Source organism: Paenibacillus sp. J31P190 (genome assembly GCF_059692075.1).
In genome coordinates, this window is the sequence record NZ_JCAUAS010000008.1 from 29041 (window position 1) to 45035 (window position 15995).

The 15995-nt window shown below is 41.8% G+C and carries 15 protein-coding genes; 3 read left to right on the plus strand and 12 right to left on the minus strand.

What is annotated here, in order from left to right; translation table 11 throughout:
- Positions 1 to 10: 10 nt before the first annotated feature.
- Complete coding sequence (locus tag AC58U0_RS16055) at positions 11 to 811, plus strand: pyruvate, water dikinase regulatory protein (protein WP_057306662.1); 801 nt, start codon at positions 11 to 13, stop codon at positions 809 to 811.
- Between the two features lie 83 nt (positions 812 to 894).
- Here AC58U0_RS16055 and AC58U0_RS16060 read toward each other — a convergent pair whose 3' ends face one another.
- From AC58U0_RS16060 to AC58U0_RS16115, 12 genes are all read right to left on the minus strand, one after another.
- Positions 895 to 1086, minus strand: coding sequence for a hypothetical protein (locus AC58U0_RS16060; RefSeq protein ID WP_057306661.1), 192 nt, complete (start codon positions 1084 to 1086; stop codon positions 895 to 897).
- A 180-nt stretch (positions 1087 to 1266) separates the two neighbouring features.
- Positions 1267 to 3354 (minus strand): AAA family ATPase, encoded by a 2088-nt coding sequence (locus AC58U0_RS16065; RefSeq protein ID WP_497379971.1) that lies wholly within the window; start codon positions 3352 to 3354, stop codon positions 1267 to 1269.
- A gap of 3 nt (positions 3355 to 3357) precedes the next feature.
- Positions 3358 to 4020, minus strand: coding sequence for a hypothetical protein (locus tag AC58U0_RS16070; RefSeq protein ID WP_497379972.1), 663 nt, complete (start codon positions 4018 to 4020; stop codon positions 3358 to 3360).
- 80 nt (positions 4021 to 4100) lie between these two features.
- The gene (cas6, locus tag AC58U0_RS16075; RefSeq protein WP_497379973.1) at positions 4101 to 4910 is read right to left on the minus strand and encodes a CRISPR system precrRNA processing endoribonuclease RAMP protein Cas6; all 810 of its coding nucleotides are present in this window, start codon (positions 4908 to 4910) and stop codon (positions 4101 to 4103) included.
- Between the two features lie 117 nt (positions 4911 to 5027).
- Complete coding sequence (locus AC58U0_RS16080) at positions 5028 to 5690, minus strand: response regulator (RefSeq protein WP_497379974.1); 663 nt, start codon at positions 5688 to 5690, stop codon at positions 5028 to 5030.
- Positions 5668 to 8031, minus strand: a complete 2364-nt coding sequence (locus AC58U0_RS16085) for a sensor histidine kinase (RefSeq protein WP_497379975.1) — start codon at positions 8029 to 8031, stop codon at positions 5668 to 5670. Before AC58U0_RS16085 ends, AC58U0_RS16080 begins: the two co-directional genes overlap by 23 nt.
- A 64-nt stretch (positions 8032 to 8095) precedes the next feature.
- Positions 8096 to 8263 carry a competence pheromone ComX gene (comX, locus tag AC58U0_RS16090; RefSeq protein WP_497379977.1) on the minus strand — a complete coding sequence of 56 codons (168 nt, stop codon included), beginning with the start codon at positions 8261 to 8263 and terminating at the stop codon, positions 8096 to 8098.
- Between the two features lie 90 nt (positions 8264 to 8353).
- Positions 8354 to 9268 (minus strand): polyprenyl synthetase family protein, encoded by a 915-nt coding sequence (locus AC58U0_RS16095; protein ID WP_497379978.1) that lies wholly within the window; start codon positions 9266 to 9268, stop codon positions 8354 to 8356.
- Positions 9269 to 9287: 19 nt separating this feature from the next.
- Entirely contained in the window at positions 9288 to 10145 is an 858-nt protein-coding gene (locus tag AC58U0_RS16100) for an RAMP superfamily CRISPR-associated protein (protein ID WP_497379979.1), read from the minus strand.
- A 1-nt stretch (position 10146) separates the two neighbouring features.
- Positions 10147 to 10830, minus strand: a complete 684-nt coding sequence (locus tag AC58U0_RS16105; RefSeq protein ID WP_497379980.1) for a hypothetical protein — start codon at positions 10828 to 10830, stop codon at positions 10147 to 10149.
- 189 nt (positions 10831 to 11019) lie between these two features.
- Positions 11020 to 11874: a glycosyltransferase family 2 protein gene (locus AC58U0_RS16110; protein ID WP_497379981.1), complete on the minus strand. Its 855-nt coding sequence runs from the start codon at positions 11872 to 11874 to the stop codon at positions 11020 to 11022.
- Positions 11875 to 11886: 12 nt separating this feature from the next.
- Positions 11887 to 12858 (minus strand): glycosyltransferase, encoded by a 972-nt coding sequence (locus AC58U0_RS16115; RefSeq protein WP_497379982.1) that lies wholly within the window; start codon positions 12856 to 12858, stop codon positions 11887 to 11889.
- Positions 12859 to 13044: 186 nt separating this feature from the next.
- Here AC58U0_RS16115 and AC58U0_RS16120 point away from each other — a divergent pair, with 186 nt between their 5' ends.
- Positions 13045 to 14073 (plus strand): sugar phosphate nucleotidyltransferase, encoded by a 1029-nt coding sequence (locus tag AC58U0_RS16120; RefSeq protein WP_497379983.1) that lies wholly within the window; start codon positions 13045 to 13047, stop codon positions 14071 to 14073.
- Positions 14066 to 15865 carry a glycosyltransferase gene (locus tag AC58U0_RS16125; RefSeq protein ID WP_497379984.1) on the plus strand — a complete coding sequence of 600 codons (1800 nt, stop codon included), beginning with the start codon at positions 14066 to 14068 and terminating at the stop codon, positions 15863 to 15865. The genes AC58U0_RS16120 and AC58U0_RS16125 overlap by 8 nt, the downstream gene beginning before the upstream one ends.
- Positions 15866 to 15995: the final 130 nt, after the last annotated feature.

Genomic DNA, 15995 nt, shown 5'->3' on the forward strand with positions numbered 1-15995 from the left:
GTATTCACGGGTGGAGGAGAAAGTCCATACGATATTCGTTTGCTCAGACTCGGTTGGGGAAACGGCAAACACGGTTGTTCAAGCGACAATTCGTCAGTTTAACGCCAGTCAAGTTCATGTAAGGCGTTTTGGAACTATGCGTACGGAGGAAGAAATCCGAAGTATGATGGAGGAAGCTTCGCGACTAGGCAGTTTTGTTGTTTATACGCTCGTTCTTCCGGAATTAAGAGAGATGATGCGTCAAGAAGCGATTCGCCTAAACGTGACTAGCATTGATGTCCTAGGTCCTGTCATGCAAGCTTTCATTGATACGTTTAATGATTCTCCCAAAAGGAAAGCAGGGTTGCTGCACCAAATGGATGAAGATTATTATAAGCGCGTCGAAGCGATCGAATTTGCTGTAAAAAGCGATGACGGAAAAGACACAAGCGCTCTAAAACAAGCTCATATTGTTTTGTTGGGCGTTTCAAGGACGTCGAAAACACCGCTAAGTATTTATTTGGCGCATAAAGGATACAAAGTAGCCAACTATCCTTTAGTGCCGGAAGTAAAGCCGCCTCAAGGGTTATTTACGCTTAACAAAAGCAAAATGATCGGATTGACGATGAGCGCTGAGCAGCTTGTGAAGATCCGTACGGAACGGCTGAAAGCAGTTGGGCTGCCATTTGGCGCTAAATATTCGGCATTAGAAAGAGTGGCGGAAGAGCTGGAGTATGCATTCGGCTTGTATAAGCAGCTTGGATGTACCGTGATCGATGTCACCGAAAAAGCTATTGAGGAAACGGCTGGTATCATACTGGACGCCATGTAACCGCGAATCTTGGCTTAATAATAACATGCGAAACGAACTTTAGAAGCAATTCTAGAGGTTCGTTTTTTTGCTATTTTTTTAGCTTATTTCCGGTCGTTTGGCCGTCGATTCAAGCCGCTTAAGCTGATCGGTTTTTCAATTTCCGCATAGTTATCATCGATATCACTACGAATCGAATTCAGTAGATGAAGAGCGTGGCTTCTTTCTTCATACTCAGGAATCAATTGGATCAGTTCTTCCAATCGTTTTAATCTCGTTTCTGTTACAAATCTCATTAGCGAAGCTCCCTTGCTTAATTCCTGTATCCTATACTATTCGTCTATGAGGGTTCATATCGGTCTGTAAGTAACGAGAATGAACGAACGACTATCCCTGAAATAGGGGGTTTATTTCAAAAGAAATCATTGAAAATGTTACTTCAAATTTAAACTTGCTTGTAATCCCTGATAAAAGGGTTATGATTTCGGACAATATTGTTCGAAGCGCTGAATCAAACGTGATTTACGCACGAAACCGGAACGCTTGAGTCCATCAACAAATTCATTGAAATCCCCTATAAGTATTAATTCTTTTTTGGCTCGGGTAATCGCTGTATAAAGGGAATTTCGGTACCACATGGAGTGGCGGTGAGATAATTCTTTTTTTATGTCTGCCACTACAATAATGACACCTTCATACTGACTTCCTTGCGTCTTAGTTGTTGTAACCGCATAAGCCAACTCCAGATAGGCTAGCATTTCATCCAACGTGTAGTCTACGTCTATATTGGTTTCAAAAGAAATTCGTGATCCGGTTACAGAATGATAGCTCCGAATAATTCCCATATCCCCGTTTGCAGCCTTTTTTGTATTCTGGATTTGAATGACAGGATCGTTCACGCTCATCCCAATCTCCGATGGGGTTGGATTCAATTGCATCTTGAGGAAAGGGTTTAATTGGTTGGTACCTAGACTAAATTCTTCTCGGTACATGGATACGATGGGGTACTTGCCATTATGTTTTCGATACTGCAGCACTAATTGTTCTTTGGCTTGCTCGATCGTATCCGTTCTAATAAAATGAATCCCTTCTTGATGAAGAAGTCCTTCATCAACTTCACCTTGTAAGATGGATCTTGCCAATGCAAGAATTCCGCTATCGTTTCTGTAATTGGTTTGTAAGGTTACGGTTGGGAAAGCATATTGAATCATATCAATGAAAGGCCGCCCTGGTCCGATCGGTTCCAGCTGATTGGGATCCCCGATAAAAACAAGCTTGGTTCCGCGTTCAATTGACCATAAAATATCCCGCCATAAATAGTCATTAATCATGCTGGCCTCGTCAATGATCAACACATCCGCATTTAAGGGATTTCTCTTATAATTGTATATAACACGGCTTTTTTCATGGATACCTTTACCCAAGAGAGAATGAATCGTTTGAGCAGGATGTCCGGTGGCTTCTGAGATCCGTCGGCTTGCCTTACCTGTTAGGGCTGCCAGCTTGATCATTGCATTTGGGATGATTTCTTTTAAAATGGCAAGCAAATAAGAAACCCAACTCGTTTTTCCTGTTCCTGCCTCGCCTTGAATCAATAGGACAGGTTGCAGGAAAAATTGTTCAACTCCTTTCCTTTGTTCTTCATCCAGAATCGGGAGCTTTCCTTCTTGCATCAACCGATCCATCACGACTGCATACTGCTTCGGGATCTTTCCAACTACTGAAGTTAAGTCCGCAAGCCGCTGTGCAATTTGAATCTCGGTGAAGTATAAGGGACGGAAATAAAATAATCCGCCTTTGGTTCTTAGCATTTGATGCTCATCTTGATCAGCAAACCGATCAATTTCAATATGGATACGCTCTTGTGAAATCGACTTTCCCAATAATCGAAATACTTTGTTTACCAGTTCGTTAAGGCTGAGATAACTATTTCCGCCATTTTGGTATTGGGAATAAACATATTGAATGGCACCCCAAATTCGTTCAGAAGAATGGGGGGGGATCCCTTTATTTTGAGCTAGCTGGTCTGCTACTTGGAATGGAATCGAAGCAATTTGGCAGAGCTCATAGGGGTGGTTTTCCAGTATCACTACCGCCTGGGGACCTAGTTTTTGATTGATTTCATGAATCTTTTTCTGTGATAACGAAAACTGACTTAAATAATTGATGAGATTAGGAAGCGCATAACCATGGTTTAAGTATGATGTAATCTGATCATGGATCTCTTTTTTATTTCCTAACCACTGTTCTAAAAGTTCCGGATGTTCCAGGATTTCACTAATTCCCCGATGACCTAAATATTTGTCCAGCAACTGAATGGTATGTCGATGTTTCTCTATGAAATGTTTGGGGAGAAAGTGAATTAATTTCGTAGTTAGATAATACTTTTCGACGTAAAAAACGTTATCCGTTCTAAAATCTCCTTGGATTATGATTGTATCCTTCGAGGAGGGCAGTGACTTCGCCCGGAATCGAAAAGAGATTCCTTCCGTAGTCTGAAAGCTCCCCTCATTCCATAACCCTTTAGGTTTCATCGTACTAACGACACCCGTGTAAGTTTCCATGACTTATTCCTCCGAAATTTGATCCCATATTGCTCTGCGGCCTGGCCGATCAACTTTTTTCGGACGGTGAGTCAAGCTTGATTTAGTGTCTTGGTGAAAAGCAACGGATGAAATCCAGTCTCTGGGGTGAGGTAAGTAACAAAGCTCCGATTGATAAGACGTATAGCTTGGAGGAATGGGATTAATTAGTGTGTAATACCACTTCGTTGTTTTATCTGGATAATATGTGATGGGGATTGTCCGCATGGGTTGATCTTGATAGATCCATGAGCGGTCTTCCGATATTTCTGAAATGACGATATCTCCGACTTTTCCGTATCCTTGCGAACGTTTAGGACCTAATGCGGGAATATAGGAAACCAGATCTCTAATTAATGCTTTATCTCCCCGTACATAGAAGGTAACTGTCGTCGGGGGGATTAATGTATAAGGCCTCACATGGTACGATTTAAAAAATCCTCCAGTTATGTCTGTTTTTTCCGGCACATCGCCGTAATAACGTTTCGTATAAAATTGCGTATTTCGTCCTGGGCTCCTAATGAATCCAACGCTGGCGAGGTAGAGGGAGGAATAAAGCGAGTGACGTTCAATAGGTACTTCTACTGAACAAAAAGAATGCGGATCCTCGTCTAATGGACACCCGTCTTTAACCGTTTTAGCTTTCATAAGGAGAGCATCAAAAGGGATAGGGTAATCAGGAATTATCATTTCAGTAAGCACATGAAAGACCACTTTGAGGTTTGTGCTCATGAGGAGAATACTTTCTTACTAGTCACATGGTCTGTGTGCTTTTCGGCCATTGGTGTAACCTCGATGCTCCCCATCCCATATGCACATTTCCAGCCTATTCCGGAATAATTGGAAAAATACAGGAGTGTATTAAGATGCTGTTTCAAGTGAAGATCAGTATGAATATTCTCAATGACTACTCTCCCGGAAAAGGTAGTAAGTTTAATGTCTGATCGAATATAATACAGCTCTGTGCCAATATTATGTGAGGAAATCAACATCCCTGATGCCAATTTATGTACCATTTCTGCATCATGATCGGATGTCAAAGGCAATCCTGAAAAATCGTTCCATTTGCGAAAGATGCTCCCTACAATATTTTCGGGGATAGGAAGTACAATGGTTTTATGATCATGGTTAAAAGCGGTTTGTTTAAATTTCATTAGAAATTTATTGGAAATAGGTAACTGAAGGAAAGAGTCATAACTCATCATCCGAGCATCGGGATGCTTTTCAGGATGAATAGCGCAATGTTCAATGAGATAATACCTGCCGCCTAGTCGCACTTTTTCGCCAACGATCAGGCTGCGATAAAATTCGAGAAGTATTCGGTAATCAAAAAATATAACTTGAATGGAAAGCTCATCTCGTTTATCCTGAACCATTCGTTTTATTGCGAAAGGTGACTTATCCGCTTCATGGTAATATTGACCGACCTCTGTTTGTCTGATCTTACTGTAGATCCAGCCATGAATAAAGTACGGGTAAATCTTACAGTAATCTAATTCATCCTGTTTTTGCAGAATAAGCACCATTGAAGCAATCATAGGCATCCACATCCTTTATACTAAAGGATATGATGACAAACCTTACATTTGACCGAAAACGAGACTGCAGGATACCACATTTTCTTTGCGGTATCTCGCAAGAATAGCACTCCTTTATTAGGATAATACTTCTTTACCAGGAATGAGTCCGAGCCGTTGGGCGGCTAAGATGGCTTCCGCTCTCGAGCTCACATTCAATTTCCCGAATATACGAGTCAAGTTGTATTCGACGTTTCGTTGGCTCATTAACAGGGTTTTCGCTACTTCTTTATTGCTTTTCCCATCAGCCACTTTTTGAAGAATAGCCAGCTCCGTTTCATTAATCGATATGCCCTCGAAAAATGGTTCCGTTCCTTCAGATGCGACTTGTATCACTTTTCGTCTTAGCTGCTTAAAAAGCGTTATTGGAATGATCGTTTCACCGCGCAGAGCACATCGAATAGCTGCAATAAGTTGCTCACGCGATGCCGTTTTACTGATATAACCGGAAATGCCGGCTTCAACACCGATATTATAATAAGGATTAATGTCATAACCTGTATAAATGAGAATAGGTGTATCTATAAGAAGATCATTTATCTTTTGTGTCAGTTCCAACCCGTTCATGGCAGGCATGTTCAAATCTATAAGTAACAAGTCAAATGTTTGGTTTTTCAACAGTTCTAACGCCTGTATGCCGGTAGAAGCTACGGTAGCATGCATGTCGTTTTCTTTTTCGATCATATGTTTTGTACCCTCAACGATCGGTGGATGGTCATCAACCAACAATATCCGAATCACAGGGATCCTCCTCCACTTTTTCAGAAATGACGGGTTGTATGGCTGCCGGCATCCAAATCGAAACCTCAAAGCCATTTCCCAGAGTCGATCGGAAGCTAGTTTCTCCTTCAAGACTGGTGACCCTTTCCTCGATTCCATGCAGCCCCATGTGTTTAAACGAAGGTTGGTATCGTTCGAGATTCATGCCAATACCATTGTCCCGATAATGAAAGTAAAGGTTTCCATTGGCATTGGATAATTTCATATCCACCCGGGTAGCATTTGAATGCCGCGAAGCATTTCTTAGAAGTTCTTGTACAATGCGATAAAGGGCCAATACATGATCAAGATCCAAAATGGCATCAAAATCCGAAATATCGAGTTTAACCGCATAATCCGAACGGAGACTTACTTGTCGAAGTAAAACCTTCAAAGCTTCTACTATGCCTATTTCCTTTAAGAAAGGCGGGCGCAATTCATTACAGGTTTCACGGATTTGTTCGATGATATCCAGAAGTCCTTCTTTGACATCGTTCAGATCTGTCTTCATATCATCCTGCATGTCATAATGAATTAAGATGCTTTCCAACTTTCGGTACCAAAGCAAGAGATCCTGCAGAGAAGAATCGTGCAAATCTAAAGCCAATCGGCGTCTTTCCTTCTCGGACAAACTGAATATAAACCTTAATATCCATGATGGAGCTGCATGTTGTTTGGTTACGGCCTCTTCCAAGGCGTCCGTTAATCCTTCAATGAAATACAGATTTTCATAAACGAGACTAATATAATGCGCGAATGTTTTAAGCCATACTCTTTCATCCTTATTCAATTGGACCCGATTTATTTTATCGTGGATCCATACGAGAGAGTACTTGTTCTTATTTTTACCTACGATCAAAAAGATGCCGTGCTGGATATCTTTCAACTCGCCAACTGAAATGGATGGGGATTGATTTTTAAAGTGAGCGGTTATCAATTGTTCCGGAAAATCCGAATGTCCTCTTTTTAAATGTAACGATAAAGTTTGTTCGTCCAGTTCTAACAGAGAGACTGATTTTATATACAATACAGACTTGATTTCTATGATAAATCGTTCCTCTAAATCGGATACCTTCATGACTTTCGCTATATCGTTAGAAAATCGATCCAGACTGGCCTGAAAATTATATTTTTCTGTGAAAAGTTTGGATTTCAAAAGGAAATCCAGGTTTTCTTTGATATACAAAAACGCTACGATAACCAAATAGACGATAACGGAGGTTCTCACAACATTGTTTTTGTGTGATAAGTAAATCACCAGAACAATTAAAGCAGTAGGAAAAAGTGCCAGAATGGAGTAATAACGTATCCGTTTAATAATAAAATCAATATCTAGCAGACGATTTGCCGTGATGAGATATATAAAAACTACAGGAAGAATCAGCAGGAAAATTGCAGCAAGCGGTCCTGGTATTAGTGCTTCCCCAAAAAGTAACTTTGCAATAACATTTAAGCCTACATATGGAAAGAACGCAAGGGAGATTCCCAATATCATTATTTTCAAAACGGGTTTATGGTTTGTTTTTCGATAGCGTATGTAATTGGAAATGAGCACATATAAGCAAATAAATAGGTCCAATGAAAAGACGACAAGCTGAATATTCCGTATGATAGGGAAAAGGAGACCAAATTCACCAATGATGAATAGAAAATTTATAAAAACGACTAACCCATTGAACAAATAACAAGCCGTCAGCAGCCGACGGTGAAACAAATGAATGTTATAACGAATGTAGTAACGATATAGAAAGTGTAAAAACAGCAAAGGCGCTAATAATAAACCAATTCCATTGATTAGTCTAGCAACAGCATCTCCCTGTGCTGCAGCCCCCGCGCTTAAATAGCTGAATCCAATATCCAGAAAAAAACAAATAAGTAGGATGACAGACTCATCGTCTCGTTTTTTGTTATGCAGGAAAACAGAAAGACAAAAAAGGACATAAAAGAAAAGTGTCGGAACTACTGTATAATAAATAATCTGCTGGGGATAAAATTCCTTTATTACATGATAGGTAATAGTCTCGTTATTTCGATTCAATTCTAATGTCTCAATATGTTCAATGATACCGAATTTCTTGACCGTAGGATGATGATCCAGAGGGTACTGATTCACTAGTGTAATGAAATCACCGACTTCGATGCCATGCTCATGAGCCCAGCTTATTTGATCAATATCAGATACATGCCATTCACCCAGGTCGTTTTTTTGCACGTTCAAGCCTATATAGGGAGTTGTTATTGTAGGAAATATTAAATAGAAGGCAAGGATTAGAATGGCTAAAAATAAAGTTCCAACCAGACAATTTTGCCGAACCGCTCCCATAGAAATCACCTTCCAAAAAAAGAGCCAGGCTCCCCTGACTCTTTTTGCATTGTTTTTACGCAGCTTATTGCCAATATGTGAATGTAGAAAGAGTATAATTCCTGCTGCTGAAAACATCGAGAACCGCTTTTTGTTCGGTCTCCGACAACCCGACTAAACTAGCCTTTCCGGCTTTCAATTGATCAATGACGTCAGGATGTTGCACTAAATATTGAACCGCATTTTTAATCAAATTAATCATCTCCTCTTTACCCGTTTTTTTAATTTTCATAGGCAGCAAAAGATTCAAGTTGTTTTTATGTGTTATACCCTATGAACGGATTCAAACATAATATAGCAGTTTTTCTTTCCACGCTTGCTCCACGCCAAGGTCCTTGATTCGTTCTGAAGCGTTTAGTTGATGCACTCTCATAATGACATTGGCATACTCAATGGCACCGGATTGTTCGATTAATTCTTTGATTTCGAATTTCTGCTTATATAGAGCTTCTTTTCCCAAATGATCTTCGTAATAGTCCCTGATGATTTGAAAACTAGGCAGCTGATTTTGTAGTAAAAATAAGGTCGGAAGTGTCTTTTTTTTATGAATAAGATCGTTTTTTTCATCCCACCGGACAATATCGTTCATATCGTTCTTAATCTGCGCGGCAATCCCTATTAACTCTGCATACTCTCTTACCGTACTGTGATGTGCTTCACCCGCCAGAGCGGTTCCAACAAGACAGGCACAAGCGAGAAGAGAACCGGACTTATTCTTAGCCATTTGAATATAGTCTTCTTCGGAATGAATCGAATGGGTCAAATCGGTGTATTGTCCGTTAACCGCTTTTAATACCTGTTCGTTTAAATAATCGAGGGCTTTACATTTTCTGCCATTCTCAAAAGTGGTTTGTACTAACACAGTTATGCTTAGCATTAGTAAGCCTATTGCGATGTTCGTAGATAAAGCAGGCTCTATTTGGCTCCATGGAACGGAGGGATTGTCTTGGTCTTGTAGGTCGTCGAATATATCAAGAGCGAGAATCATAAGTTCTATAGAGGCAGCAGCCTGATAAATAAGCGGCGAGTTCCCGCCAAACATTTGATAGTGCAGCATAGTAAGGTCTGCAAAAGGACAATTTTTTTTCATTTTATACGCGATAAAGCTTGAAGTATGCATTGTCATCGCTTGGTTTGGAAAATAATCATAAACAGCTTGCTGCATGATTTTTTCGATTATCACTGCATTTCCTTGCATAATAATGACACCTCGTATCTCACCAATTTGCTTGAAGAAACTTCAGAATGGATTCTCGATTGTCCCGGATGTAATCCAAGTAAGGTGTTGATGCAATCTCGCTGCTTACTTCATAGTTAAATGCGACCTTACCATGTCCCTGCGCAATTTTTCCCCCTATATGTCCAAAGATGCGCAGTTGCTCCAATAGATGGACAAATAATGCGGTTTCCACTTGATTCGTGCCCATTAATGTAAAACTATGTATAAATTCGATACCTGGAAGAATGTATTCCATGGTGTAAATCATCTGGTTTCCAGAAGGTTTATCATTTTGTTCTAAATCATCCATTCGGGTATAAAACAGCCAATCTGTAATTTCTCCAGCTCGAATTCCCGGTTTCGGTTTGCCATAAAGCTCTGCTACCTCATCTACATACGGGATAAGAAAATCTACCATTACTTTGCCCTGCAGAATTTGATTTTGATAAGAACAGCCGAAGAGGGAGACCAAGGGGATATTTCTGCGAAGCTCTTCCATAATTATTTTTGCAGGCTTCGATAGTCCTTCGTTACTGGACTTGCGTTTTCCCTTTCCTCCGCCTTCTTCCAATGAACCGCCGGAAAAGAGCAGGTAATATAACTTAGGTTGAATTTGATTTGGATCCAATTGCAGGTTTTCTAAAAAGGACTCGCCGCCTAAACGACGCATAATGCCGCGTATACTGTTACCGCTGATTACCGGTATTAACACTTGTTTTCCTTCGTAGTAAACTTTCATTTTACGATGAAAAGACTGATTTCCTTGCGCGAGGACACCTTCATCGGGGGTATTGGATCTATGAATAATGGGCTGGAGGGACCTGGCCGTACCATTGATTTTGTATACGGAAGGCATACTATTCCTCCTTGCCCATTGGCCTTGCCAATTCGAGAATAAAAAACAAAAATGAAGAGTATCTCCAGGGGGAGATGAGCTGTTCAAGTTGATCCAGCTTGCTAGGAGGGCTATTTAATTTGCCTAAATCGTTTTTATGCCAAATTTGATTTTGTGTAGCACCGAGTTCATACAACAGTCTTACAGCTTCATAGATGCTTTTATAAACCGATGAATGAACAACAATGGAATCTTCACCAAATTGAACATGAAAATCCGTTGGTTTGTAATTGATCTTACTACGCAAAACAATATGTTTTCTGTAATCAGAAGGGACACAAATAATAAATGGGGGCTTTGGCGGCTCATAAATAATAGTTGTTCTTAGAAGCTCCCAATCTAGAAGGAATTTGCGTTGATAAAAATGAAGCCCCGCTGTTGACACGATCGTTGCTTTTCGTCGGAAATCATCCGTTTTTAGTACAAATGCGCAAGGAAGGCAAAACAACTTGCTATTTCTGTCCTTGTGAAGGTGCCAATTGGTATACCTAGTTAATTCGAATTGACTCATCGAAACCATTTGATTATAAGGATTTCCGCAATATGCACAAACTTCACCATTTCGGGCTGACCGGCAGTCCATATGATCTAAGGAGTGATCGTAGCCGTATTCAAAAACGAAGTGGGAAACTGTTTTATACGCCATCCACTCGCTCCTTAATGGAAAAGATTGGTTCAATTAAGAAGATCATATGATTCCTTGAGTTATTTTATGCGCAGCTGATTTCCATACTAAACTGGATTTCGGCAGTCAAATGCGGCTATTTCTATAGGATCTGATCTCTATATGTTTCTTCATATTTATACTTGAAGACACGAAATAAAAAGGAATGAACTACTTATAAAAGCCCGCTAATACTTGGGCAAAAACATACGGATCATAAAAACGTGAATGCCAATTTTTTTTAAGCAGCTTCTGGATCCACCCGTCTCTTGCGGGATCAGGGATATGAGGCTGAAAGCACATGCGCCAATGTATGCGGGCTTCTTCTTCGGTTGGATGTAATCCGAGCCTATGGAGCTGGTTTAATTGAATCACCCAGGCATGATAGGATTGCTGATCCCGGTGGATTCGGCTTACTTGGGATTCGTGCAAACGATATTGGAGAAGAATATCGGGTAAGTTGACGAGTTGGGTGTGCATCATCAATTCCGTCCACATGTGATAATCCTCTGCATGCCTGTAGTTGGAATTGTAGCGTATGCCGGTTTCGGCCAAAATTCTTTGACGGATCATGACCGTGGGATGAGCCAGACAGCTGCGAAACATCAAGATGCACTTTACCTCCTCCACATTCAAAGGCATCCTCCATATTTCATCGCTTCCAATCACTTGAACACAAGTCCCGCAAACGCCTATGTGCGGATTCCCTTCCATATACGTTAGCTGTATCCGCAAACGATCAGGCATACTGATATCGTCTGCATCCATTCTGGCGATGAATTCACCCTCAGCGGCTTGTATCCCCTCATTTAGACATGCGACTAACCCCTGATTAACTTCATGATGAAGTACTCTAATCCGTGGATCATGAAAAAATTCAATAATCTTAAGGCTTTGATCCCAAGAACCGTCGTCAATAATCAAGAACTCGAAGTCGCTGAAGCTTTGGTTTAAAATGCTGGAGATCGATTCGTATAAATAAGCTTCTCCATTAAAGACGGGCATCAACACAGTGATTCGGGGCATCACGCCACCTCCTTACAATGGGTACTTAAGCACTTCACGGTAAACCTCCAAATAACGCTCGGCCATGAGAGTCGATGAAAAGTGATCAGAAGCCTGCTTTCGCAAGAGAGAAGGAGGTGGGAACCAGGCATTATTAACTTTGTAAATCATATCTTCAAGGCTATCGCAAATTAGTTCAGGAAAAGCGCTCAGCACCTCAGGAACTGTACCTTTGCGGAAAGCCAGAACCGGTGAACCGCAGGCCATTGCTTCAACCATTACCAATCCGAAGGCTTCCTCGTCTGAAGGAAATAGGACACACTTAGCATGCTTGAGGATCCGAATCCGGTCATTGCCGCCCACTTCGCCTACATATTCGATATTCGGATTTCGTTCAATCCTGGGCTGTATTTCATGGATGAAAAACGAGTAGTTCTCCGGCTCGATAATGTCAGCAGCCGGACCGGCAATGACCAACCGTTGTGCTGTTCGCTCGGCGACCTCTATCGCTTGGAGAATCCCTTTGCTTTTAATGAGCCGGCCCATGAACAGCAGGTAATCCGATTTATGCTGCGTGAATTCATACTCGTCCAGCTGAATGCCGTTGTGAACCATAAATCCGCGGTAACTACCCAGCTTATTCAGCATGTAATGGCTTAAAAAAACGGGATGCTTGATTGCACTGCACCACGGTACATGAATGGAGCAGACACATGGGGGTGCTGGCAATGTCTGACCGATTACGGACCCGTGGGTATGGTCATGAACGATATCCGTTGCCTTAGGAAGTGTATCCTGTACAAAACGCGAAAGCTGCCATGCATCTCGAGAATGTCTGTATGGTATGAGAGTTGCACTGGTGCAGCTTCCAGGAAGTGCGTATAAAAATACGTCGTGTCCTAGACGTACAAGCTCTTCGGTCAAATCATATACAACTCTTTCGATGCCGCCGTATTTTGCCGGAGGGACCGTTATATAATCGGGTGCCACTTGAACAATTCTCAAAACTCTCAACTCCTTTTTCCTCGTACACCTTGCTAACAACTTATTCCGCTCGCGATCTCTCTGATAGGGCAAAATGTACGGGTTAAGGGGATTTTTTTGTGTTCAGGGTACTTGTCTATACCGCAGCCCTACAGATCACATATGTTGTATCATCATTGATCTGTATGTAGGGAGGAGCACATTCGAATGAAAGGCATCCTATTATGCGCCGGCAAGGGCACCAGGATCCAGCCGTTTTCGTTGACACAACCGAAGACTTTGATACCGATAGCGAATTCCACAATTCTGGAACGGTGCATCCGAAAAATGGTCGAAATCGGTATAGAAGAAATTGCTATCGTAATTAGTCCATCTCAAGAAACGATCGTGGATTACGTAACCAAACATATCCAACATCCGAAAGTAACCTTCATCCTCCAGAATGAACCCAAAGGCATTTTCCATGCCCTATGTCAAGCAAAGTCTTTCATAGATAACGAGCGGTTTGTCCTTATGTTGGGAGATAACATCATAGGGGAATCTTTAGAATCCTTGATAAAGGCTTTTGAAGGCAACCAGGGGGCTTTATTGCTAGCTGAAGTCCGCAATCCTCAGGATTTCGGAGTTGCCGAAGTCCATGGGGAACGTATTTTGCGCTTGGAGGAGAAACCGCTTCATCCGGTAAGTCGATTAGCCGTTATAGGTACTTATGCGCTGGATCCCGTTATTTTTGAAGTTGCTCGCGATTTATTGCCTTCCGCCAGAGGAGAGTATGAGCTGACCGATGCCCTGCAGTGCATGCTTACAGAAGGGCTGCCGATTGCCTATCGCATCACGGACCGGCTCTTCGCGGATGTCGGCACGGTTGAACGATGTCTTGAGACCAATCGCGCTCTTCTTGATGCTGAGCTGAATGGCAAAGTCGTTATTGGACCGGATACGCTTATCCGTAATTGTACGTTCATCGGTCCAGTCATTATTGGCGGCCGTTGTAGACTGATCAATGCCGTTATCGGGCCCTACGTTTCGGTTCAGGATGATTGTGAGGTAAATGACTGTCAAATCGAGAATAGTATTTTGATGCAAGAGAGTTCTATCAGGCATATAGATTCGAAAATAACCCTCAGCATTCTCGGACGGAGAGTTCGGTTAACCGACCTTCACCGTTCTAATAATGAAATCCACTATATACTCGGAGAAAAATCAGAGATACAAGGAGAGGAAAGCATTGAATAACGGAAATGAACTCCGTTTCACCGGAAATGAATACATGATCATTTGTAACGATATCAGGTCTTTATCGAACACCTTTACTTATGAGTTCTGGGTAAAGGCCGAGGTTGAACACCAGATGGATTTCGAGAGCCATATAGGTGGAACCGGGATCCACGGGAAAAAATATGCTTTTGGACCGGAAGGTTTCAGTGGTCAGGATGCAGGCATGGGGATCTCGATCGGTCTCAACGGTATTGCTGTCTACGAGCATGCTGTGAATTACTTGCCTGCAAGGCTGGTTTGTCCATGGGATTTTTCGGAGTGGCAGCATGTCGCTGTCGTATATGACAATAAAACACCGAAATTGTATATCAACGGACGTTATATGAAACAAGGCATTCCTAGCGAGCGGGAACAAGTGTATGCATCACGAATAGTCGGCGGCTATCCGTATGGGTATTTCGAAGGATGCTTAAAGGACATCCGAATATGGCGCGGGATAAGATCGGAGAGGCAAATCGCGGAAGGCATGCAGAAGGAATTGACCGGTGATGAGCCTGGTTTATTCTTTTATGAGAATCCATCAAAGCGTATTCGGGTTTATGAAGGGAACAAATTGGATACCCAAATCAGCGTTATTATGCCATCCCATAACCGGTATCCCCTGAACTTATTTGCTCTAAATACGCTTAATACACAAACTTACCATGCTTCTCAAATGGAGGTCATCTTTATCGATGATGGGTCAACGGACGGAACCTGGGATCACATTCAAGCGATGTTCCACCCTGGTTTTCCCATAAAATATATCCGTTTCTTGGCGTCTAAGGGAAGAGGGAAAGTGAGGAATATTGGCATTCGCGCAGCAGCAGGAAAAGTACTGCTTTTTCTGGATACGGAAATGTTATGTCCTCCAAATCTGTTGGCAAATCATATGAAACATCATGTGAGAGGGGAGCCAAAGGTGGTTTCCGGAAGTATGAGGAAAAAAAGGGTGTATACGGTGTATACCCCTGAAATGAGCAGCCAACAGCTAGCGCACATGTATGGGTTATACGGAAATAACCCTAGCGTTGTAAACATGTTGAATGAGGCTGCTTATCGTTATGCGATACAACTACTGCCGGTTGAGCATATGTGTAATCCTGAGTTTTTGGATCGTTATGCTTACAGGTACGATTACTTTCAAGAAATTTTAGAAACGTACGGCGGAAAATTCCATGGCTTTCATTATGCTTGGGTCAATTTCATCACCAGTAATGTCTCCGTTTCTAAATCATTAATAGAGAGAGCGGGCATGTTCGACGAGCAATTTTACGGATACGGTTGGGAGGATTGGGAGCTGGGCTTCCGACTTTCTAAACAGGGAGCGGCTTTTATTCATGATGAAGAAGTCGTTGCGTACCACCAAGAGCACGCAGTCTCCGCTCAAAATATGGAGCAGTCGATGAAAAATTTCTACTTGTTTCAGCAAAAACATCCGGTTATGGAGGTTCGCTTGTTTGTATTGGATATGATCCCGAAACGTAAAAACCTCTGTCAATCCAATCTATATTTGGACGATTACAAAAGTTTCAGGTTGCGTTGGCCGAACCAGTTTCACTTATTTCATACGATCCTTCTTCTTTTATTGGAACGTGCAGCTTATTTGTTGTCGGAGGGCCGCCCCATCGAACACCTTTGGGAACACATCGGGATTACAAAGGATTCTCTTTCTTTTGAGCTGTTGCTCGGGGAAGTGAGTGAAATCCGTCATGGAGGCATGTATCCGCACCTCATCGAGCTCTATGATATTTTAATGTCGATGGCATAATATTCAAATGTTGTAGATTTTTTGAAGACCGTTAATGGAGGAGCTTGCCAGAGGCAGCTCCTTTTTCTTTTGTTAAGGTGGTATACATAAATAAGAAGGTAACGGTCCAATAAAAGGGGTTTTACCCCTT